17 protein-coding genes are annotated in these 22,291 nt (G+C 56.1%); 8 read left to right on the top strand and 9 right to left on the bottom strand.

Translation table 11 applies throughout. The features are described 5' to 3' along the window. Positions 1 to 9 precede the first annotated feature (9 nt). From proP to uxuA, 3 genes are all read right to left on the bottom strand, one after another. A complete protein-coding gene (gene proP, locus F3I44_RS10120) occupies positions 10 to 1,515 on the bottom strand; it encodes a glycine betaine/L-proline transporter ProP (RefSeq protein WP_150011215.1) in 1,506 nt (501 codons plus the stop codon). A 424-nt stretch (positions 1,516 to 1,939) separates the two neighbouring features. Continuing rightward, the gene (locus F3I44_RS10115) at positions 1,940 to 3,547 is read right to left on the bottom strand and encodes an EAL domain-containing protein (RefSeq protein WP_150011213.1); all 1,608 of its coding nucleotides are present in this window, start codon (positions 3,545 to 3,547) and stop codon (positions 1,940 to 1,942) included. Between the two features lie 286 nt (positions 3,548 to 3,833). Continuing rightward, positions 3,834 to 5,018, bottom strand: a complete 1,185-nt coding sequence (gene uxuA, locus F3I44_RS10110; protein WP_150011211.1) for a mannonate dehydratase — start codon at positions 5,016 to 5,018, stop codon at positions 3,834 to 3,836. 147 nt (positions 5,019 to 5,165) lie between these two features. On the opposite strand from uxuA, the gene F3I44_RS10105 reads away from it, so the two are divergent. Beyond that, positions 5,166 to 5,849, top strand: a complete 684-nt coding sequence (locus F3I44_RS10105; RefSeq protein ID WP_150011209.1) for a FadR/GntR family transcriptional regulator — start codon at positions 5,166 to 5,168, stop codon at positions 5,847 to 5,849. Here F3I44_RS10105 and F3I44_RS10100 read toward each other — a convergent pair. Beyond that, positions 5,838 to 6,893: an AI-2E family transporter gene (locus F3I44_RS10100; RefSeq protein WP_150011207.1), complete on the bottom strand. Its 1,056-nt coding sequence runs from the start codon at positions 6,891 to 6,893 to the stop codon at positions 5,838 to 5,840. The two genes, F3I44_RS10105 and F3I44_RS10100, sit on opposite strands and share 12 nt — an antisense overlap. Positions 6,894 to 7,169: 276 nt before the next feature. Here F3I44_RS10100 and F3I44_RS10095 point away from each other — a divergent pair, with 276 nt between their 5' ends. Beyond that, positions 7,170 to 8,393, top strand: a complete 1,224-nt coding sequence (locus F3I44_RS10095; RefSeq protein WP_150011205.1) for an MFS transporter — start codon at positions 7,170 to 7,172, stop codon at positions 8,391 to 8,393. A gap of 75 nt (positions 8,394 to 8,468) precedes the next feature. Here F3I44_RS10095 and F3I44_RS10090 read toward each other — a convergent pair whose 3' ends face one another. After that, positions 8,469 to 9,284, bottom strand: coding sequence for a TIM barrel protein (locus tag F3I44_RS10090; protein WP_150011203.1), 816 nt, complete (start codon positions 9,282 to 9,284; stop codon positions 8,469 to 8,471). A gap of 420 nt (positions 9,285 to 9,704) precedes the next feature. On the opposite strand from F3I44_RS10090, the gene F3I44_RS10085 reads away from it, so the two are divergent. Together F3I44_RS10085 and iolB are read left to right on the top strand one after the other, a co-directional pair. After that, positions 9,705 to 11,210 carry a CoA-acylating methylmalonate-semialdehyde dehydrogenase gene (locus F3I44_RS10085; RefSeq protein ID WP_150011201.1) on the top strand — a complete coding sequence of 502 codons (1,506 nt, stop codon included), beginning with the start codon at positions 9,705 to 9,707 and terminating at the stop codon, positions 11,208 to 11,210. Positions 11,211 to 11,322: 112 nt separating this feature from the next. After that, positions 11,323 to 12,141: a 5-deoxy-glucuronate isomerase gene (gene iolB / locus F3I44_RS10080; protein ID WP_150011198.1), complete on the top strand. Its 819-nt coding sequence runs from the start codon at positions 11,323 to 11,325 to the stop codon at positions 12,139 to 12,141. A 74-nt stretch (positions 12,142 to 12,215) separates the two neighbouring features. On the opposite strand, the gene F3I44_RS10075 is transcribed toward iolB, so the two are convergent. Continuing rightward, positions 12,216 to 13,058: a MurR/RpiR family transcriptional regulator gene (locus F3I44_RS10075; protein ID WP_010253340.1), complete on the bottom strand. Its 843-nt coding sequence runs from the start codon at positions 13,056 to 13,058 to the stop codon at positions 12,216 to 12,218. Positions 13,059 to 13,619: 561 nt separating this feature from the next. Then, on the bottom strand, positions 13,620 to 15,533 hold the full coding sequence (gene iolC, locus F3I44_RS10070) for a 5-dehydro-2-deoxygluconokinase (RefSeq protein WP_150011196.1): 1,914 nt from the start codon (positions 15,531 to 15,533) through the stop codon (positions 13,620 to 13,622). Positions 15,534 to 16,077: 544 nt separating this feature from the next. Here iolC and iolD point away from each other — a divergent pair. From iolD to iolE, 3 genes are all read left to right on the top strand, one after another. Continuing rightward, positions 16,078 to 18,018, top strand: coding sequence for a 3D-(3,5/4)-trihydroxycyclohexane-1,2-dione acylhydrolase (decyclizing) (iolD, locus tag F3I44_RS10065; RefSeq protein ID WP_150011194.1), 1,941 nt, complete (start codon positions 16,078 to 16,080; stop codon positions 18,016 to 18,018). 62 nt (positions 18,019 to 18,080) lie between these two features. After that, positions 18,081 to 19,091 carry a Gfo/Idh/MocA family protein gene (locus F3I44_RS10060; protein WP_150011192.1) on the top strand — a complete coding sequence of 337 codons (1,011 nt, stop codon included), beginning with the start codon at positions 18,081 to 18,083 and terminating at the stop codon, positions 19,089 to 19,091. A gap of 46 nt (positions 19,092 to 19,137) precedes the next feature. Next, a complete protein-coding gene (gene iolE / locus F3I44_RS10055; protein WP_150011190.1) occupies positions 19,138 to 20,034 on the top strand; it encodes a myo-inosose-2 dehydratase in 897 nt (298 codons plus the stop codon). Between the two features lie 307 nt (positions 20,035 to 20,341). Here iolE and F3I44_RS10050 read toward each other — a convergent pair whose 3' ends face one another. Further along, entirely contained in the window at positions 20,342 to 20,896 is a 555-nt protein-coding gene (locus F3I44_RS10050; RefSeq protein ID WP_033734745.1) for a DcrB family lipoprotein, read from the bottom strand. A 262-nt stretch (positions 20,897 to 21,158) separates the two neighbouring features. Then, on the bottom strand, positions 21,159 to 21,824 hold the full coding sequence (locus tag F3I44_RS10045) for a 7-cyano-7-deazaguanine/7-aminomethyl-7-deazaguanine transporter (protein WP_150011188.1): 666 nt from the start codon (positions 21,822 to 21,824) through the stop codon (positions 21,159 to 21,161). 204 nt (positions 21,825 to 22,028) lie between these two features. Between F3I44_RS10045 and tusA the strand changes: the two genes are divergently transcribed. Continuing rightward, complete coding sequence (gene tusA, locus F3I44_RS10040; RefSeq protein WP_010253330.1) at positions 22,029 to 22,280, top strand: sulfurtransferase TusA; 252 nt, start codon at positions 22,029 to 22,031, stop codon at positions 22,278 to 22,280. Positions 22,281 to 22,291 lie beyond the last annotated feature (11 nt).

Below are 22,291 nucleotides of genomic sequence, written 5' to 3'. Positions count from 1 at the left end.
GCAGAACGATTACTCGTTGATATCCGGATGCTGCTGCACCAGGTTTTTACGTTTCGCTTCCAGGCGGGCAATCTCTTCGTCGATATCTTCGATTTTGTGCTCGATGTTATCGTGATGCTCCTGCAGGATTTCGCGCGCTTCTTCCATGTCTGAGGCGGCTGGCGTGGCACCTTTCAGTGGCTTGTTCGCCGTCTCTTTCATAAACAGACCGGTAATCAGACCAATCACCGCGACAACCATCAGATAGTAGGCTGGCATGTAGAGATTGTCAGTGGTTTCTACCAGCCAGGCGGCCAGCGTTGGCGTCAGACCGGCAACCAGTACCGAGATGTTAAACGCACTTGCCAGCGCACTGTAGCGAATGTGCGTCGGGAACATCGCAGGCAGTGAGGAGGCCATCACACCGGTAAAGGCGTTGAGGATCACCGCCATCAGCAGCAGGCCGGCAAAAATCAGGCCCAGCACGCCACTGTTGATCATCATGAAGGCGGGAATCGCGAAGATCAGCAGGGCGATACTGCCGATGATGACAAACGGACGGCGGCCAAAACGGTCACTCATCATGCCGATCATCGGCTGAACAAACAGCATACCAATCATGATGGCGATGATAATCATCACGCCGTGATCTTCGCTGTAATGCAGGTTGTGCGACAGGTAGCTCGGCATGTACGTCAGCAACATGTAGTAGGTGACGTTCGTGGCGATAACCAGACCGATACAGGAGAGCAGGCTGCGCCAGTGTTTGGTTGCAATCTCTTTAAATGAAACCTGCGGACCATCCTGCAGACCTTCACGGTCGCCCTGTTCCAGTTTGTCCACGTGCTGCTGGAATGCCGGCGTCTCTTCCAGCGCATGACGCAGGTAAAGACCGATGATGCCCAGCGGCAGCGCGACGAAGAACGGCAGACGCCAGCCCCACTCAAGGAAGTTCGCTTCCCCGATAATAGAGGAAATCAGCACGACCAGGCCCGCGCCGAGCACGAAGCCCGCAATCGAACCAAAGTCGAGCCAGCTGCCCATAAAGCCGCGTTTACGGTCAGGCGAATATTCGGCCACAAAGATAGACGCGCCGGTATATTCACCGCCTACCGAGAAGCCCTGCGCCATCTTGGCTAACAGCAGCAGAATCGGTGCCCAGATGCCGATGGAGGCATAGGAGGGTATCAGGCCGATACAGAACGTACTAACCGACATGATGATGATGGTGATAGAGAGAATTTTCTGACGACCATATTTGTCGCCCAGCATACCGAAGAACAGACCACCCAGCGGACGGATCAGGAAGGGGACAGAGAAGGTACCCAGCGCGGCGATCATCTGCACACCTGGTGATGCATCCGGGAAGAAAACCTTACCCAGTGCATAGGCCACAAAGCCATAAACACCGAAGTCGAACCACTCCATCGCGTTCCCCAAAGAGGCCGCGGTGATGGCTTTACGTAAACGGGCATCATCGATGATGGTCACATCATCGATCCCAATTGGTTTTACACGCTTCCTACGCAATTTCATAGAATTACCCTGTAATGGAACACGAAAGTCCTCAACGGCGCGAGCCGCGGTGAGTCATCAGACCGCTGCGTTGAGAAATTTAAGCATAGCTTCAAATAAGCGCGGTTTACGCGCCCACTGACACAATAATTACTGTTGTGATTATTGCGAACAGCGACAGAGTATACCGTTTTTGTGTGATATCTGTCATGTTTGGGCTACATACAGGCTATTTTTACCACTGATACGGCTGATTAGCTGCGCAAAAAAATTATCACGCTGCGTGACGACCGGCGTTTTTTTCAGCAGATTGAGGGTGATGAGCGGCGATACCGACGCCGCAGGGGGGCGCTTTACAGAGCAGGATGGCAGTAAGCCATACGACATAACGAAAGGCACGCAGACGCCGATATTGCGTGGCGAGCCTGTTAAGTTCAGGTGCGGTTCAGAGGCTGACGGTCTGATGAGTCTCAGAGGCGTGATTCGCTTTAACCGGCTGTTCGCCCTGTCTGGCGAGCCAGGCGATCAACGCCGCGTTGTCCATCGGGCGGGCATAATAATAGCCCTGGATAAAGACTACGCCGCGTCGTTGCAGATAGCTGAACTGCAATGCGCTCTCGACGCCTTCCCCCAGGACTTCAAGCTCAAGCTCATGACTGAGCTGAATGATTGCATCCAGCACCGGTGTTCTGCCCTCCAGCGATTCAATCGCGTTGATAAAGCCGCGATCGATCTTCAGATAATCCATCGTGAAGGTCTGTAAATAACTCAGCGAACAGTGACCGGTACCAAAATCATCAATCGCGACTTTCATTCCGCAACCGCGCAGCTGCTCTAGCTTGCGTGCCACCTCAACGCCGTCTTTGATCAGGCTGCGCTCGGTCAGCTCCAGCGTAATCAGGAACTGCTTCTCTTTTACCCGCCCGGCGAAGTGCAGCATATCGTCGACAAAATCCGGATGCTGCAGATGATCGGCCGCCACGTTGATAGCCAGATGAAAGCCTGGCTCAACCTGCCACGCCTGCACATCCTCTGCAATTAAATCGAGCAGATGACGGGTCAGCGGCACAATCATGCCTTCCGCTTCAGCGGCACCGATAAAAATATCGGGCCGGATGCCGTTACCGTCCGGTGTTGTCCAGCGCAGCAGCGCTTCTGCGCCGCTACAGCGCTGCTGCCGGTTGTCATAGACGGGCTGATAGTGCGCTCTGAACTGGCCGCTGGCGATGGCCCGTCGAATCTCATCGCGCCAGGAGATACGCCGTTGCAGCCAGTTCGCCATCAGCATCATTAGCAGAATAGAGAAAATTATCGCCACCGGCATGATGATCAACATCACCTGACGCCAGGCCGAGATCAGCTCAGAGGGTGAGGCAATAAGGGTGACAGAGAGCGGATATCGACTGGAGCTGGCCTGATAAATCAACGGTTGAAACCAGCCGGACAGGGCGATTTGCGGATCGCCAAACGAGATCGGCGCGCCGTTGTTAAACTCCATGCTGAAATGATAGAGATGGGTACTGCTGATGGCGCGCATAAAATCGATCAGATACTGGCCATCAATCACAGCCCAGAACCCCTCACCATCGGGCAGATCGCGCATAAAAATCACTGCCGGACGATCCGGTACTCCCGCGGTTCCTGCAATCGACAGGCTCCACCACGCTTTTCCGGTGACCGGCGCGTCACGCATGATCATATCGCTCAGAGAACCAGGCTTTGTACCATAGGCTGAAGAGCAGGCAATTCTGTTTTCTTCCATCTTACCGACGGCGCGAAAATAGGGATTCAGCGAACCGATGCGCTGCAACTGGTTTTCAATCTGGCTGCATGACTGATGCTGAAACTGGCGCAGCTCAGTGATCATATTCCACGCGCTGTCGCTCATTCTCTCGGCCTGAGATAACAGGGTGTTTGCTGCGCTCACCTGCTGCTGCCGCACGGTGTGTCGCGCATCAAGGGCGGTGAAAAAAATGCCAATAATCAGAGGCAGCACGCCGGAGATAATAATCACCAGCCTGGCGTAGTCGCGTTTTCGTTTCAGTAGCGGCACCGCTAAATCCTCTGGATATTATTGGTATTATATGGAGGGGCTAATCAGTGGCGCAGCATAGCATTTCTCCGGGCGGTGCAGATTAGCGTTTTTGCCATCAGCTGAACTGATTCAGGTCAATTATCGACCAGACTTTGCATTTAATGACAGGTTGTTTTGCCTTCATTGGCATTCAGCAAAAAAATCTGATGAGAAGGAGCGACAGGCGCGGCAAAAGGGCGAATCACTGCGGGAGCCAGGGGAGACCCTGGCCCGCCTGAGAGCGGGCGCAGGGTAAATGTGTTTCTCACTCAGCAAAATAGATCTGTTTCAGCGCCACTTCAACGCCACGCAGTTCAGCCAGTCCTTTCAGCCGGCCAATGGCAGAATAGCCGGGATTGGTATGCTTATGCAGATCATCCAGCATCTGATGGCCATGATCGGGGCGCATCGGAATCGCTCGCGGATTGCCTGCCTGGCGACGGCGCTGCTCTTCCGCCAGAATGACCCTGATGACACCGACCATATCGACGTCGCCCGCCAGGTGCGCGGCTTCATGGAAGCTGTTGGGGTTATCCTCGCGTTTTGTGGCGCGCAGATGGACAAAGTTAATGCGGTCGGCATAGGTTTCCGCCATCTCAACCAGCGCATTGTCGGCACGCACGCCATAGGAACCCGTACAGAAACAGAAACCATTGTGCAGACTGTCCACGGTTTCCTTCAGCCACTGCATATCTTCCTGGGTAGAGATAATGCGTGGCAGGCCCAGAATCGGGCGCGGTGGATCGTCCGGATGCACCGCCAGTTTAATACCCACCTCTTCGGCAACCGGCACAATGGCGCGCAGGAAGGTCGCCATATGCTCGCGTAGTGTTGCTTTGTCGATGCCGTCATACTGCGCCAGCTGTGCCTGGAACTGCTCCAGCGTGTAGCCTTCTTCAGCACCAGGCAGACCGGCGATAATATTGCGCACCAGCGTGCTTTTATCTTCAGCGCTCATGGCGGCAAAGCGCTGAGCGGCAGCCTGCTGTTCAGCCGCGCTGTAATCCTGTTCCGCACCCGGACGCTGCAGCAGATAAAGTTCGAAGGCGGCGAAAGCGTCGGCGTCGAAGCGTAGCGCTTTTGCGCCATCCGGCAGCGTCCAGGCGAGATCGGTGCGCGTCCAGTCCAGCACCGGCATGAAGTTGTAGCAGACGGTATCAATGCCGCAGGCGGCCAGATTGCGTATCGACTGCTGATAGCTGGCGATATAGCGAAGGTAGTCACCGCGCTGGGTTTTGATCGCCTCATGAACCGGAATGCTCTCCACAACCGACCAGACCAGACCTTTTTCCGCCAGCAGAGCCTGACGCGCTTTAATCTCCTCAACCGGCCACACTTCGCCGTTAGGGATATGGTGCAGCGCCGTCACAATACCGGTTGCGCCCGCCTGACGGGCATCATCCAGGGAGACCGGGTCGTTCGGGCCGTACCATCGCCATGTATGTTCCATTTTTACTCCTCAAGTGTGATGTGGCCCAGTGGTCAGGCCGCTGGGCCAAGAGTATGATAGTGGGCAAAACAGGGCCGTGATCCGGATCGCAGCATGACAAACTGTATCCGGCAAGCGAGCGGTTTATGCGGAATAAAGGAGAAGGTAATGAGCCTGCCAGTTATCAAAACGGAGCGCCTGTACCGTCAGATCGCCAACGCCATTATGGCCGGCATCACGCGCGGTGATTTTGTGGCGGGAGGCCTGCTGCCACCCGAACGCGAGCTGGCAAAACAGCTGGGTGTCAGCCGTTCGTCAGTGCGTGAAGCATTGATTGCGCTGGAGATGACCGGCTGGGTCGATATCCGTACCGGCAACGGTGTTTACGTCGCTCAGCCGCTGCCGCAGGCCGCAATCCCGCAGGAGAGTGAAACCTGCAGCCTGCAGGACCTTTTGCAGGCGCGTGAAGCCTTTGAAGGCATGCTGGCAGGATTTGCCGCCCGTCACGGCACCGCCGGACAGCGGGAGGCACTGCTGGCGCTGACCGCTGAACTGCAGCATTACAATGAAAACGACGCGGCGTTTCTGGAGCAGGACAAGCGCTTCCACCTGCTGATCGGCGAAATGAGTGGCAATGACGTGTTACGCGACCTGCTGGAGCAGCTCTGGAACCGGCGTCACAGCCCACACGTGCAGCGGCTGGAACGCCATTATGCCGATAACAGCTTCGCGCAGGCGATGAACGCTGACCATCAGCAGATCGCCGACGCGATTGTGGCGGGCGATGAAACCGCGGCTCGCCAGGCGATGGAGAGCCATCTGCAGCACGTCCAGCAGCGGCTACTTGGTTAATCCCCGAACGCGTTTAGGTCGTCCGGTGCCCAGCATAATCGCCAGACGGCTGCCGCCCGGCGTTGTCTCCATCAGGATTTTGGTGATGCTGGTCAGCGGCACCGAGAGCAGCATGCCAACCGGTCCGAGCAGCCAGCCCCAGAAGACCAGTGACAGGAACACTACCAGCGTTGATAAGCCCAGGCCGCGACCCATCAGGCGCGGTTCCAGCATGTTGCCGAATACCATATGAATCGCAGTAAACAGCGCTGCCACCATCGCGGCATCAAACAGGCTGTTCAGTAACAGCGCCTGCAGGAAGGGCGGAATGCCGGCAATTATCGGGCCGATATTCGGAATATAGTTGAGGATAAATGCCACGACACCCCACAGCAGCGCGAACTTTACATCCAGCAGATAGAGACTCAGCCAGACGGCGATGCCGGTGATGAGACTCACCAGGGTTTTCAGCGCCAGATAGTGCGTCACGCCTTTCAGCGCCTTATGCAGCCCGGCGATGCGAATTTTGGGATTTACCAGCGCATTACGCATTTTGTAAGGCAGGTGATGAACCTCAAACAGCATAAAGACCACGGTCAGCACCAGCAGCACGGTATTGGTCATCGCACCCGAAAAGCCGCTGAGCGCCACGCTCGCCAGGTTCATCATGGTATTCGGGTCGAAACGCTGTACCAGCGCGTTGGTAGAAATATTGAGATGAAAGCCCGCCGCCAGATGTTGCAGCACCGTCATTTTCTGCTCCATGGTGGCGCGCAGTTGCGGGTAAAGGTCAGAAAACTCGCTCATTGAGCTGGCGATGATGGCACCCAGCAGCAGAATACCGCAGAAGATCACGGTAATGACCAGTCCAATCGCCAGCCCACGGCGGAAGCCACGACGCATCAGCATCGTCACCAGCGGATTCAGCACAATGGCAAAGAACGCCGCCAGCAGAAGCGGGACCAGAATATCGGACGCGGCCCGAACCCCGGCAAGAATGATGACCAGCATCGCCAGTTTTATCAGAATATTTTGTCCAATCTTTTCCCGTTGCAGCTCGCTCATTGCCTCTCCCGTGACGTAATCTGGCTGTTGGAAGTGTAGCTGAAAGAAAATTAACAATCTGATTTATCAGAGAAACGGTAAAGCGCGGCGGCATAACAGCGAGATAATCAGCGCCACCGCACTCAGCTATGACGGCAGGGCTGTGACCTCCTGCTGTTCCTGTTTTTGCGCCGCTTTCTCCTGCCCGATAACCGTGCCAGCGTGATGCGCTGGTGGCGAAAGCGGGTATAGTTAAAGGATAAACCTTATCATTCAGCCAACTACGCGCGAGAACCTATGCCTGAACAGCCTGCAGCGGAACAGAACGCCCCATCCGGAAGCCTGAATATCTCGCTGCTCATCCTCTCTATCGTCGCCTACAACTTTGCCAGCTATCTCACCATTGGTCTGCCGCTGGCGGTCCTGCCTGGCTGGGTGCATGACCAGCTGGGCTTCAGCGCATTCTGGGCGGGCGTGGTGATCAGTCTGCAATATGTGGCGACGCTGCTGAGCCGGCCACATGCCGGGCGCTATGCCGATCTCTGGGGACCAAAGAAAGTGGTGGTGACCGGTCTGGTGGGCTGTCTGATTAGCGGGTTGTGTATTCTGCTGGCGGCGCTGATCGCATCCCCGCTGGGGAGCCTGATACTGCTCTGCGTGGGCCGGTTAATTCTGGGGGTAGGTCAGAGCTTTACTGGCACCGGCACCTCGTTGTGGGGGGTGGCGCGGGTGGGGTCACTGCACATTGGCCGCGTGATTTCCTGGAACGGTATCGTCACCTATGGTGCGATGGCGATAGGCGCGCCGCTGGGCGTAGTGATCTTCCGGGCGGGTGGGCTGTTGTGGCTGTCACTGGTGATTGTGACCATCTGCGTGGTCGGCATCGTCTGCGCGGTCCCGCGTCCGGCGGTAAAAGCCAGCCGCGCCAGACCGCTGCCGTTTCGGGCGGTACTGGGGAAAATTGCTGGCTTTGGCGCAATTCTGGCGATGGGATCGGCAGGTTTCGGCGTGATTGCCACCTTTATCACGCTGTTCTATCAGGATAAAGGCTGGGAAGGGGCCGCCTTTGCGCTCTCCCTGTTCAGCGGTGCTTTCGTCGGAGCGCGCCTGCTGTTCCCGAATGCGATTAACCGCCACGGTGGCCTTCGGGTCGCCAGCGTTTGTCTGGCGGTTGAGGCTGCCGGACTCTTTCTGGTCGCCGCAGCGGGTGATCCCTGGATGGCAAAAGCGGGCGCGTTTCTGACCGGTGCCGGGTTTTCACTGGTGTTTCCGGCACTCGGCGTGGTGGCGGTTAAGGTGGTGCCGCAGCAGAATCAGGGCAGCGCCCTGGCGACCTACACCGCTTTTATGGATCTGTCGCTGGGAGTAACCGGGCCGCTGGCCGGATTCATCATGAATTATGCAGATGTTTCACGCGTCTATCTGCTCACGGGATTGCTGGTCTGTATCGCGTTTTTCTGCACGCTGCGTTTGCAGCGGCGTCAGGCTTCAGAGCCCGTAACCGGGGATTCGTCAGGATAAAAAAAATGGCCCAGCAGCGGGCCATAACGTCTTTTCAGACACAGATAAACGTATAAATTATGGCTGCAACAGGCTTCAGGCCTGCAGCAGTTCAATACTGTGGCGAATCTGGCGCTCAATCTCCGCCGGGGTCCAGCTGTTGAGCTGACCGGAGAACGGCTCAAAGGCGTAGACGCCCTTGTAGCCGAGCATTTCCAGCCGTTTAACCTGCACCACGCTCTTCAGCACATCGTTGTCACTCAACATGATCCGTTCGTCGTCGGTCAGTTCGGCAGTCGGACGCCGATCTTCCACGCCTGAAAGATGCACCAGCCCAATCTGGTCAATATCGATACCTGCCGGAAATTCCTGTTCAGCCTGTTCATAGAGATGATGATGAAAGGTATCCAGTAGCAGCCTGAAGGGCACGCCTGCCTCTGCGATCAATTCCTGCGCCTGTACGATCGAACGCAGTGAGCTGACCGGAAACCCCAGCGGTTCTACCAGCCCCTGAATGCCATAGTGGGCAAAGCGCGGCACCAGCGCCTGCATCGCCGCCTGCGTCTGCTGAGGCGACACGGTCATCCCCTCATTCAGTGGACACATCACCAGTGCCTTTGCGCCGATCTGTTGTGCTGTCTGTAACAGCGACTCGGCCCGCGTCAGCAGCGCGTCATCAATGCGGTTAAAGGGATAGAGCGCATTAATCGTGACGATATCGATGTGATACTTATCGGCCAGGGCGCGCAGCTGATCGGTGCTGAGATCATCGGTGACGCTGCCGCCCGGCATGTCATTACGCAGTTCGACCTTGCTCAGCCCCAGACGCTGAACCAGCTGAAAGAAGGCCTCCAGCGAGAGCCGGGGCGCAATTTTGCGGTTGATACAGAAACGGGTGGGATCGATGGCCATGCGCTGACTCCGGGACAGGAGAAGGATGGACTAAAGAAAACATTTATTTCATTAATAGTGAATTATGAAATGCAAATTATTAGATCGGTCTCGCATTAATTTCATATTCCGTTTCAGTCTGATGCATAAACACTGGATCAACTTCGCAGGGATACCCGCTCTATCCGCCTCTGCTGTTCCCCTGTCAGGCTAAGGCTGAGCGTGAGTAAACGCCTCCGGCCATCGGGACGTTTTCAAACGCTGGAAAGCGGCAAAAATGCGATCCGTGCCGCTAAAAGCAAATTTTCCAAAAAGAAATATTTGAAAAATTTATTCCACTGTAATAGCTTCATAGCACGCTTTCAGGTTTGCCTGGTCAGGCAGTGTGGCAGGCCACAGGGTCCGTCTGCAGGGAACTTAACCATCTTAAGAGGCAACATCATGACAATCATAGGTAACTTTATTGGCGGTAAAACGACGTTCAGCGCCAGCAACGAAACCATTCCTGTTTACGATCCGGCAACCGGCAAAGTGGTACGTGAACTGACGCAAAGTACCGCTGATGAAGTGGCCCAGGCGATTGGTGTCGCGCATAACGCATTTGCTGCCTGGTCAAAAACCTCGCCGCTGCGTCGCGCCCGCGTTCTGTTCAACTTTAAAGCCCTGATGGAGCAGCATCGTGATGAGATGGCGGCGCTGATTGTCTCTGAGCATGGCAAAGTCTGGTCTGATGCGTTAGGGGAACTGACGCGCGGCATTGAAGTCATTGAGTTTGCCTGCGGTATTCCCCATCTGCTTAAAGGTGAATATTCCCCGAACGTCGGCGGCGGCGTTGACAGCTTTTCGCTGATGCAGCCGGTTGGCGTCGTGGCAGGCATTACGCCGTTTAACTTCCCCGCAATGGTGCCGCTGTGGATGTTCCCGATCGCCCTGGCCTGCGGTAATACCTTTGTTCTGAAGCCACCGGCGCTGGATCCCTCTGCGGCCGTGCGCATGGCCGAGCTGCTGACGGAAGCGGGTCTGCCGGATGGCGTATTCAACGTGGTTCACAGCTCTAACGAAGATGCTGAGCAGCTCTATAAAGATCCGCGCATCGCTGCGGTGAGCTTCGTCGGCTCATCCGGCGTGGCTGAGCATATCTATAAAACCGCCAGCGCCCACGGCAAGCGGGTGCAGGCGTTTGGCGCGGCGAAAAACCACGCTATCGTTATGCCGGATGCCGATCTGGATGCCACCGTTAACGCGATTATGGGCGGTGCGTTTGGCTCGGCCGGTGAACGCTGCATGGCGCTGCCGGTTGTTGTCGCGGTGGGCGATGACACTGCTGACAAGCTGATTGCCCGTCTGACGCCGCTGGTGAAAGCGCTGCGTATTGGCCCGGGAATCAATAAGGGTGCCGATGAAAATGAGATGGGACCGGTTGTCTCAGCCGCACACCAGAAGAAGGTGCTGGGTTACATCGACAAAGGCGAGCAGGAAGGCGCGAAGCTGGTGGTTGATGGCCGTAACGTGCAGGTTGCGGGTCACGCCGAAGGTTACTACGTTGGCGGCACGCTGTTTGATAACGTTACCTCTGACATGGTGATCTGGCGTGAAGAGATTTTTGGGCCAGTGTTGAGCATCATGCGCGCACCGGACTACGACAGCGCGCTGCAACTGGTCAACAGCCATGAGTTTGGTAACGGCAGCGCCATTTTCACCAGCAACGGTCACACCGCGCGTGAGTTTGTGCAGAACGTTGAAGCGGGCATGGTCGGTGTTAACGTGCCGGTTCCGGTGCCGATGGCATTCCACAGCTTCGGTGGCTGGAAACGTTCGGTGTTTGGCGCGCTCAATGTTCACGGGCCGGATGGGGTGCGCTTCTATACCCGTATGAAAACCGCCACCGTGCGCTGGCCGTCCGGTCAGCAGACCGTGTCTGAATTCAGTATGCCAACCTTAGGCTGATCTATTTCAACGCTGATCGCGACCGGCAGGAGAGTCTGCCGGTCGCTTTGTTCGCTGGCACCTCGCCCGCGAGCCTGACGCAGCGTCAATCGTGACAGAGAGGAGGATCAGGATGTCTTTACTGTCGAAAGCACAGGCCCCTGACGCACAGGGGCGTATCCAGCATGTGACGCCTGAGCGCGCTGGCTGGCGTTATGTTGGTTTTGATGCTTATCTGCTGAAAAAAGGGGAAACCCTGCGCCTGACCAGCGGTGATAAAGAGCTGTGTCTGGTGCTGGTGGCCGGGCTGGCCTCGGTGAAAACACGCCATGCTGAGTTTCCCGGGATCGGTAAGCGCATGTCGCCTTTCGAACGCGTGCCGCCGTATTCCGTGTATGTGCCGCATGACGATGAAGTGGAAGTTTATGCTGACAGCGATCTTGAGCTGGCCGTCTGTAACGCGCCCGGTCAGGGCAATCTGCCTGCAAGACTGATTGCGCCAGCCGATGTCGGCGTTGAGCATCGCGGAAAAGGGCGCAACCAGCGTCTGGTGCATAATATCCTGCCTGATACTGAACCTGCTGACAGCCTGCTGGTGGTGGAGGTTTATACCAACGAAGGCGATACCAGCTCCTATCCCAGCCACAAGCATGATCAGGAGGAGAGTGAAAACGAAACCTACCTGGAAGAGACCTACTATCACCGTTTCGATCCGGAACCTGGCTTTGCGATGCAGCGCGTCTACACCGACGACCGCTCACTGGATGCCTGTATGGCACCCTATAATCGCGACGTCGTGATGGTGCCGCGCGGCTATCATCCGGTGGCGACGCTGGCGGGCTACAACAACTACTATCTGAACGTGATGGCAGGGCCGGTACGGTTGTGGAAATTCAGCTGGGAAAAAGATCACGCCTGGGTGAACAGCGACAGCTATCCACGAACAGAATAAGGCTCAGCGGTTTTATCCGCGAATGCCTGTAATAAAGGGCAGCCAATCGGGCTGCCCTTTTTGTTGTTTGCAACTCAGGACGTTTTGGCGTTGTTTAGCGCCAGTGACACCGCCAGCGTCTGTGCCAGGCAGAGTGAGGCGACCTGCGAACGGAAGCCATCGACCTGCGCTTCGCGTACCACAAAGCAGACATCGCTGAAGGCAGCCAGCGGGCTGACCTGGCTATCGGTAATGGCGATCTGATGCGCGCCACGCTTGGCCCCCATTTCGACGACCTCGACCGCTTCACGCGCATAGGGCGAGTAGCTGATCGCAATCACCACATCTTTCGGGTTAACCAGACTGAGCTGCTCGGTAAACATCCCGCCCAGACCATCGATCAGAAAAGCACGCCGCTCCAGATGGCGCAGCGCGTAGACCAGATAGGAGGCGACGCTGAACGAGCGACGCAGGCCAATTACATAGATGTTCTCAGCCTCATTCAGCAGTTTCACTGCTTTGTTCAGCTGTTCAGGATTCACCTGCATCGCCAGCTGCTGCAGCGCCTGGCTGTTCACCATGGTAAAGACGTTGAGGATCTCCGCCGGACTCTCAGGCGCACTGGCGCTGTCGTCCGTAGAGGTCTGACGAAACAGACGCGCGCGCTCGGTATAGTTGACCGTCTCTTCCATCAGGTGCTGACGAAAAACCTGTTTCATTTCGTTGAAGCCGCTGAAGCCAAACGCATTCGCAAAACGGATCAGCGTCGATGGCGGCACATCGGCCTGCTGAGCAATCGAGGCGACGGTATCGAAAGCAATACTATTACTGTTATCAAGGATGTAGCGCGCAACCTGTTTAAGACGCTTGCTCAGCGTTTCATAGCGGCGACGAATATCGTCCTGCAAGAGAGAAAGTTGGGTGGGATTATTGTTCATCACTTCTGCCCGTATCATGAGAATAATGGCTGCATAATGAGCGCTATAGTATCAGATGGATGGAAAATTTCATTTGTTTGCGTCAACGATGCGGTTTATTTCATGGCTTTATGAAATGGTTCACAGATTGGCTTTAGCGCGCCCAGGCGGGCAATGACAGGGTGAAAAACGGGATGAAATGACAGAAGGGAAGAGGGGTAACCAGTAAAACGCCATCCCGGTTGGGATGGCGTGATATTACTAAAAAGTCTGTCTCTGCCTGCAATGAGTCCGCACAGGCTCAGGTAACACGGTCAGATCGGAAAGTCGCTCAAGCCATCCATGGCCGCTCGGCCCGCGCGATTACGCACCTCATCCATGAGGTGCGCCCGTTGCCGGGCCAACGCTTCGCGTTGTTCAAAAACGCTCCCGGCGTTTTTTTCCGGGCGGCGGGACGCTTTCCTCTTCTGACCGTGTTACCTGCGCGTTGAGCTTATTCGTTGCTGCAACATTCACCCTGCTTTGAGTGAATCAGCAGTCTGAGGCCATCGCGGTTGAGACAACTTGGTGCAGAGCAGCAAATCAGGCGCGGGCAGCGCGCCAGTACGCAATCAGCCTCAGGTAATTTCCTTTTACGGTCTCAATCAGCGCCTGATCGTCCAGTTCACCCTGCAACCACTGGCGCGAAGGCTGACCAAAGATGGTGCGACCCACCGCAAAACCTTTCACCCATGGCGCGTTGGCCGCCGCAGCGAAGCCCGCTTTAAGCTTCTCTTCGGGCGCATCCAGACCAAGTAACAGAATGCCGCGACAGTGAGGATCCTGCTCCTCAATCAGACGACTGATCGCCTGCCAGCTCTCTGCGGATAGCGGAGGCAGTTTCCACCAGTCCGGCTGAATACCCAGACTGTAGAAATGACTCAATATATCAAGGTAATAGGCTTCATTCTTATCCGGATTGCTCTCGGGAAGAATCACTTCCAGCAGCAGCTCATGGCCACTTTTGTTACAGCCTTTCCAGACGTCGAGCACCAGATCATCCTGCTCTTTGCGCAGTTCAGCACTGTCATGCGGATGATAGAAGATCAGACATTTCACGACATGTTCGGCGGGCCAGTCGATTAGCTGCGAGCCGATATTGCCATGCTCCAGTCGCAGTGGACGTGAGCTGGGTAGCTCGATCGGGCGGCCAATCCACCACTTCTTACCCGTGATGGCATTCAGGGCTTTCTGACCATAGGTGGTATCCGCCAGAATGCCGCTTTTGTTCTCTAATCCCGCCTCACTGGCCGCCTGCTGAGCAGCTTCCAGCAGCAGCAGTTTAAGCTGTGGAATACGGCTCTCATCAACGCCCGCTTCCTGCGCCATATCGGCCAGTTGTTTGCGATGGTCAAAGGCGAACACGTTCAGCTCCGGCCACTGCTGCTTACGGGTGGTCACACGGTGCAGATGGTTCAGACGACTGTCGAGATCGGGACGTTTCACCTCTGTGTCGCGGCTCAGGAAATCATCCAGCTCCGTTTTGGTTGGCATGGCAGGGGCACAGCCGTGGCGCGACACGACCAGCGCGCCACAGGCATTGGCATAACGGCACGCCTGCTCCCAGCCTTCATCATTCAGCCAGCCGCGCAGCAGGCCAGACATGAAGGCATCGCCCGCGCCCAGCACGTTGAGCACGTCGACGCGTACGCCAGTGTGCAGCTGAGTCTGTTCCCAGCTATCCGGAATTTCACCTTCAAACACCACACAACCCAGCGGACCGCGTTTGCAGACCAGCGTCGCCTGGCTCGCCTGACGCACGTTCTTCAGCGCAGTCAGGGTATCGGTGCTGCCACCGGCAATATGAAACTCCTCTTCGGTGCCGACGATCAAATCGAAATAGTGCACCACTTCCTGTAACTGCTGCGTGACCTGAGAGGACTCAATGAAACGCGTTTCACCATCGCCCAGAGAGGTCAGTCCCCACAACACCGGGCGGTAATCAATATCCAGCGCCGTGCGCAGGCCATTGCGGCGGGCGATATCCAGCGCTTTCAGCACCGCTTCACGGGTCTGCGGATGGGATAAGTGCGTGCCGGTGACCGCTACCGCGCGGGCCGAAGTAATAAAGGCTTCGTCGATATCGTCCGGCACCAGGCCCATATCAGCACAGTTATCACGGTAGAAAATCAGCGGAAAAGTCTCTTCATCTTTAATCCCCAGGATCACCATGCCAGTCAGGCGTTTTGCATCGGTGATCAGGGCATCGGTGTTACAGCCTACGCGCTGTAATTCCTCACGCAGAAAGCGACCATTGTGCTCATCCCCCACCCGCGCCAGCATCGCCGATTTCAGCCCCTGAATCGCGGTGCCGTAAGCGACGTTGCCCGACGATCCGCCGAGATATTTAGCGAAGGAGGTGACATCTTCCAGCCGTGCTCCAATCTGCTGGCCATAAAAATCAACGGCGATGCGCCCGATACAAATCACATCAAGCGGCTTCTGTTGTGTACTCATACCTGTGGTTTCCTTCTGTGATTCGCAGAGCTGGCGGGCGAAAAGACCGATCCAGGCAGGCTCTGCTTCCGGGTCTGTGGGTATCTGACTGGCTATGAGGGGAGTATGAGGAATAAAAATTCCATATTCAATATGAAATGAAATATCCATCGCAATTTTGTGAACCAGGTAAAACTCCTGATTGCCACCCGCCTGCGTGGTCTCCACTGCCAGGATGTACGGTATGTCAGGGTTGTGAGGGGGATCGCAGGAATTCGTATACCAGTCAGGCAAGCTGCTGCATTGAAATGAATTTTTTCATCCTGAATGACTCTCTGCTAAACGTTCCAGATTTCCCCGTCGTGATCGCCCGCCAGCCCTGTTGCCATCATTAAATTTGATCTCACTCGCAAAATGAAATGTTTCTTCTGTAATCGTATTTTATGAAAAATATATTTGTTTATAATCGCCTCACGTTTCAGTTATTCCGGCCGCTTTTCCGCCAATGACAACGCCTGGCGCGCTGTCGCGGAAGTCGGGGTCCACCAGCATGTAAGGAAGAAACATGGGCACAATCAGACTGACCACGGCACAGGCGCTGGTTAAATTTCTTGATAATCAATTCATCGATGTTGATGGCACTGAGACGAAGTTCGTCAAAGGCATCTTCGCGATTTTCGGCCATGGCAACGTGCTGGGGCTGGGCCAGGCGCTGGAACAGGATAGCGGCGATCTGGTGGTCTGGCAGGGGCGTAATGAGCAAGGCATGGCCCATGCTGCCACTGGCTTTGCCCGTCAGTCGCTGCGCCGTCAGATTATCGCCTGCAGTTCGTCTGTAGGACCGGGTGCGGCCAACATGATTACTGCCGCCGCCACTGCGACCGCTAACCGCATTCCTCTGCTGCTGCTGCCTGGCGACGTCTTCGCCACCCGTCAGCCCGACCCGGTGCTGCAACAGATTGAGCAGAGCTACGATCTCAGCATCAGCACCAACGACGCCTTCCGCGCCGTCAGCAAATACTGGGATCGCGTCAGCCGCCCTGAGCAGCTGATGTCCGCCTGTATTAATGCCATGCGCGTGCTGACCGATCCGGCCGAAACCGGCGCAGTCACGCTGTCGCTGCCGCAGGATGTGCAGGGCGAAGCCTGGGATTACCCTGACTACTTCTTCCAGAAACGCGTGCACCGTCTGGATCGCCGCCTGCCGGTCGCGGCGCAGCTGGCGGATGCTCTGACGCTGATTAACCGTAAGCGCAAGCCGATAATTATCTGTGGCGGCGGAGTGAAATACTCTGAAGCGGGCGAGGCGCTGCGCCAGTTTGCCGAGCGCTATCAGATCCCCTTTGCCGAGACGCAGGCGGGCAAGGGCACGCTGGTCTCTGACCATCCGCTGAATGTCGGCGGCGTAGGCGAAACCGGCTGTCTGGCCGCTAACCTGCTGGCGAAAGAGGCCGATTTAGTCATCGGCATCGGCACCCGCTACACCGACTTCACCACCGCATCCAAATGGATTTTCCAGCATCCCGATGTCAGCTTCCTGAACATCAACGTCAGCAACTTCGACAGTTACAAGCTCGATGGCGTGCAGCTGCTGGCCGATGCCCGTGAAGGGCTGACCGCGCTCTCCGCTGCACTCGCCTCACAGCACTACAGCAATGACTGGGGCAACCAGATTGAGCAGGCGCAGAGCCAGCTGCTGAAAGAGACGCAGCGCGTCTATCAGGTGGAATATCACGATGGCGATTTTGTGCCGGAGATTGCTGACCATCTCGACCGCGAAGCGGTGTTCGCTGAATTTAACCGCCTGACTCAGTCACTGCTGACGCAAAGCAGCGTGCTCGGCACCTTAAATGAGCAACTGCCGAAAGATGCGGTCGTGGTAGCCGCCGCAGGCAGCCTGCCGGGCGACCTGCAGCGCGTCTGGCGCACCAAAGATTACAACGCCTACCACGTCGAATATGGCTACTCCTGCATGGGCTATGAAGTCAATGCTGCGCTGGGTGCAAAACTGGCGCAGCCGCAGCGCGAGGTCTATGCGCTGGTCGGCGACGGCTCCTTTATGATGCTGCACTCTGAGCTGGTCACCTCGATTCAGGAAGGGGCGAAGATCAACGTCGTGCTGCTGGATAACATGACTAACGGCTGTATCAACAACCTGCAGATGGAACACGGTATGGACAGCTTCACCACCGAGTTCCGTTTCCGTAACGCGGAAAGCGGCAGACTGGACGGTGGCTTTATCCCGGTCGACTTCGCGGCCATTGCTGCCGGTTATGGCTGCAAAACTTATCGCGTTACCAGCCTGGAACAGCTTAAAGCGGCGCTGGAAGATGCCCGCACCCAGACGGTTTCCACCCTTATCGACATCAAAGTGCTGCCAAAAACCATGATCCACAAATATTTCAGCTGGTGGCACGTCGGCGTGGCGCAGGCGTCGAAAACCGAACGCGCTCAGGCGGTGGCGGACAAGCTCAACAGCCATCTGGATCAGGCGCGCAAATACTGATTTCCGGGCCGTGCTGCGGCCCGTTTTCCTCTTCTCCGTACGAACCCTACACAGGTGTAATTATGACTTTGAAACTTGGCGTCATCGGTACAGGTGCAATTGGTCAGGAACATATTCGCCGCTGCAGTCATGTGCTGCAGGGGGCTCAGGTGGTTGCCGTCTCTGACATCAATGTCGACGGCGCTCGGGCTGCACTGCAACGCCTGAACATTGAGGCGGAGGTGTTTGAAAATGGTCACGATGTGATTCAGTCTCCCAACGTCGATGCGGTGCTGGTCACCTCATGGGATCCGACCCACGAAGAGTTCACCTTAGCGGCGATTGCCGCCGGTAAACCGGTCTTTTGTGAGAAGCCGCTGGCGATGAGCGCCGAGGGCTGCCGCCGGGTGGTGGATGCAGAGATTCAGGCGGGTAAACGCCTGGTGCAGGTCGGTTTTATGCGTCCTTACGATGCGGGCTATCGCGCCCTGAAAAAAGTGATCACCGATGGCGATATCGGTGAGCCGCTGATGCTGCACTGCGCACACCGCAACCCGACCGTGCCAGAGAGCTACACCACGCCGATGGCAATCACGAATACCCTGATTCACGAGCTGGATGTGCTGCGCTGGCTGACCAGTGACGACTATAAAACGGTGCAGGTGATCTTCCCGCGCGTGACGTCGAAGACCCATGGTCAGCTGAAAGACCCGCAGATCGTCCTGTTCGAAACCCACAAAGGGATTCGCATCGACGTCGAGATCTTCGTTAACTGCGCTTATGGCTATGACATTCAGTGTGAAGTGGTCGGTGAAGAGGGCATTGCCCGCCTGCCAGAGCCTTCTTCGGTGCAGCTGCGCAAAGATGCCCGCCTGTCGAATACCATTCTGGTGGACTGGAAAGATCGCTTTATCGAAGCGTATGACGTTGAGCTGCAGGCGTTTATCAACGACATCAAAGCGGGTCAGCTTACCGGTCCTTCTGCCTGGGATGGCTTTGCTGCCTCAGTGGCCGCCGATGCCTGCATCAAAGCACAGAGCAGTGGTGCGATCGAGCCGGTAGAGATGCCGCCGCGTCCTGCTTTCTATAACTGATCAGCCCTCTATGCGGCCTTGCCGCTCTCCGCCTGGGAATAAGAAGATGAACAAAGAGAACGTAAAACTGGCGATCGCGCCGATCGGCTGGACCAACGATGATATGCCGGATCTTGGCAGTGAGAATACCTTCCAGCAGACCGTCAGTGAGATGGCGCTGGCGGGCTTTACCGGCAGCGAAGTGGGCAGCAAATACCCGCGCGATCCGGCGATTCTGAAACCGATGCTCGACATCCGCGGCATCGAAATCTGCAACGCCTGGTTCAGCACCTTTTTCGCTAATGGCGACAAAGAGAAAACCATTGAACAGTTCATCGAGCACATGAACTTCCTGCATGCGATGGGCGCACGGGTGATTGGCTGTTCTGAGCAGAGTAAAAGTATTCAGGGCACCACGCTGGCGGTATTCGAAGAGAAAGCGATTTTCAGCGATGAAGAGTGGCGGTTAACCGCAGAGGGCTACAACGAACTGGCCCGCATCGCAGCAGAGAAGGGGATGCGCGTGACGCTGCATCACCACATGGGCACCGGCATTCAGACCACAGAAGAGATCGACCGGTTTATGGCGATGACCGACGAGCAGGTCGGTTTGCTCTATGACACCGGCCACGTCTACTACTCCGAAGGCTCCCAGCAGAAGATGCTGGCGGTACTGGAAAAATATCTGCCGCGCATCTTCCATGTACATCTTAAGGATGTGCGTGATGAGGTGGTCGCCGACGTACGTGAGAACCATCTCTCGTTCCTGGAAGGGGTGAAAAAGGGCACCTTTACCGTGCCGGGCGATGGTGTGATCGACTTTAAGCCGGTGTTTAAAATCCTGGACGATTACGGCTACAAAGGCTGGATGGTGGTGGAAGCGGAGCAGGATCCGGCACTGGCCAATCCGTTTGAGTATGCGGTGAAAGCGCGGAAATATATCCGGGAAAATGCAGGGTTATAACGTGCTCTGAACAAAGGCTGGCTTCCCGGTGGGATGCCAGCCTTGAGATTTTTGACAAAGTCCAGCTCGGTAGCGGTAAGACCGAGCCTGCGAAGGGAACACGGTCAGATCGGAAAGACGCAAAAACCGCCATCCATGGCATGCTCGGCCCGCGCCGTCCCTGCCGCGGGACGCTTTCCTCCTCTGACCGTGTTCCCTGCGCATTGAGCTTATTCATTGCTGCCAGACTCACCCTGATGTGGGTTTGTCAGCAGTCTGAGGCTGGCTTCCCGGTGGGATGCCAGCCTTGTGTTTTACTTCAGCTGTTTTACTTCAGCGTAATGCTTTTCACAATGCTGTCAGCATCGCTCTGCGCCTGCTGCTGATTATCGCCTGGCAGCGTAATTTGCAGCGTCACCAGCTTGCCATCCACTTTTGCCAGAACCACAGAAGACCATGAGGTCTGGTTGTTGGCAGAAATCACGGTATCCAGCTGCTGTGCGGGCTGATCCTTCAACGTCACAGATTTGTTCGACACCACCTGCAGCTGCGGGTCGCGGTTACGCTGCTGCTGTTCCATGCGCTTCGACAGCACATCCAGCCCATCACTGGTCGGGTCACCGGCAATCACAATAATGGCGCGGGCTCCGGTTTCATCCGCATAAACGTGCATGTTCGTGGTCTGCGAACCCAGTTTACCGCTTTTATCTGACATGCCTGGTGGCAGTGAGAAGCTCAGTTTGCCATCCATCAGCGTGACGGTCTGCGCCGACTGACTGGCGCTGACGCCATTGTCGTTCGCCGCTTCATCTTTCTTCTGGTCACAGGCCGCCAGGCCAAGTACCAGTAACCCCATTCCTACATATTTCACCAGGTTGCGCATCAGAATCCCTTTTTTTAGTTTCCAGTCAGGCATTAATACAACAGGAATCAGGTTGCAAACGCAACCTGATGATTGTCAGAAGATCTTAGCGGAAAATAGTGGAAACCGTATGGGCTATTAGAGCCTGGCCAATCAGACTATTTTATTTGTCATTCTGAACATGGGCAGTGCTCACAATCCTCACGTACTACGTGTACGCTCCGGTTGTTCCGCGCTGTCCGTGTCCAGACTGCCTGCAACAATAACGCCTGATAAACCAGGCTCAGCCGAAATTGACCTGGCGGGTGGTCTGGCGTTCAGCCAGACGTTTCAGCGCGGCATTGAGCAGTACGCCGTAGGCGGGCAGGAAGAAGACCATGCAGATCAGCACTTTGAAGCTGTAATCTACCAGGGCAATCTCGACCCAGTGCTGCGCCATAAACGCATCGGGACTTTTATAGAAGGCGATAAAGAAGAAGGCCAGCGTATCGCTGATATTCCCCAGGAACATGGCACAGCCGGGTGCTATCCACCACTGAGGCAGACGACGCAGACGGTTGAAGACATGAACGTCGAGGATCTGACCCAGCGCATAAGCCATAAAGCTGGCGCAGGCGATACGGGCAACAAACAGGTTCATCACTTCCAGTGCCTGCCAGCCCTGCCATTCCCCCTGATAGAACAGCGCCGAGACACCGTAAGAGATAAACAGCGCCGGGATCATCACGACCAGAATAATGCGTCGGGCCAGCGGTGCGCCAAAAATACGCACGGTGAGATCGGTCGCCAGGAAAATAAACGGGAAGCTGAACGCACCCCAGGTGGTGTGGAAGCCAAAGACGGAGATTGGCAACTGGACCAGGTAGTTACTGGAGGTGATCACCAGCAGGTGAAACAGCGATAACCAGAAAAGCGCATGCATGCGCTGCCGTGAAGAAAATGCGAGCATATTCAACCTTTTTAATGTTGGGGTGAGGGAACCCATTGCGGGACGCCGTTCGGGCAGCGCCTGGCAGTTTTATGAGCAAAAAGCGGCGGCATATTACCGCGTTGTGCTTTTTATGCAATGGTTAATTTTACCGCAATCGTTATCGCCTTGCTTCACCGCCAGCACGCGCTAGAATGAGCGCCCCTTACCTGAACCGAGTTGATTATGAGCGATGCCTTTTCCTCTGCCGACCATCAGCTGGACGCCCGTGGCCTGCGTTGCCCGGAACCGGTGATGATGGTGCGCAAAACCGTACGCAGCCTGCAGGATGGCGAGACGTTACTGATCATCGCCGATGATCCGGCAACGACCCGCGATATTCCCGGCTTCTGCCGCTTTATGGAGCATGGCCTGCTGGCGCAGCAGACCGACACGCTGCCCTATCAGTTTCTGATCCGCAAAGGTATGGCCGGTTAACAGCCGCCGTT

This window comes from Pantoea sp. F_5, assembly GCF_008631595.1.
GTDB lineage: Bacteria > Pseudomonadota > Gammaproteobacteria > Enterobacterales > Enterobacteriaceae > Pantoea > Pantoea gossypiicola.
This window is presented reverse-complemented; position numbering and strand designations above follow the sequence as displayed.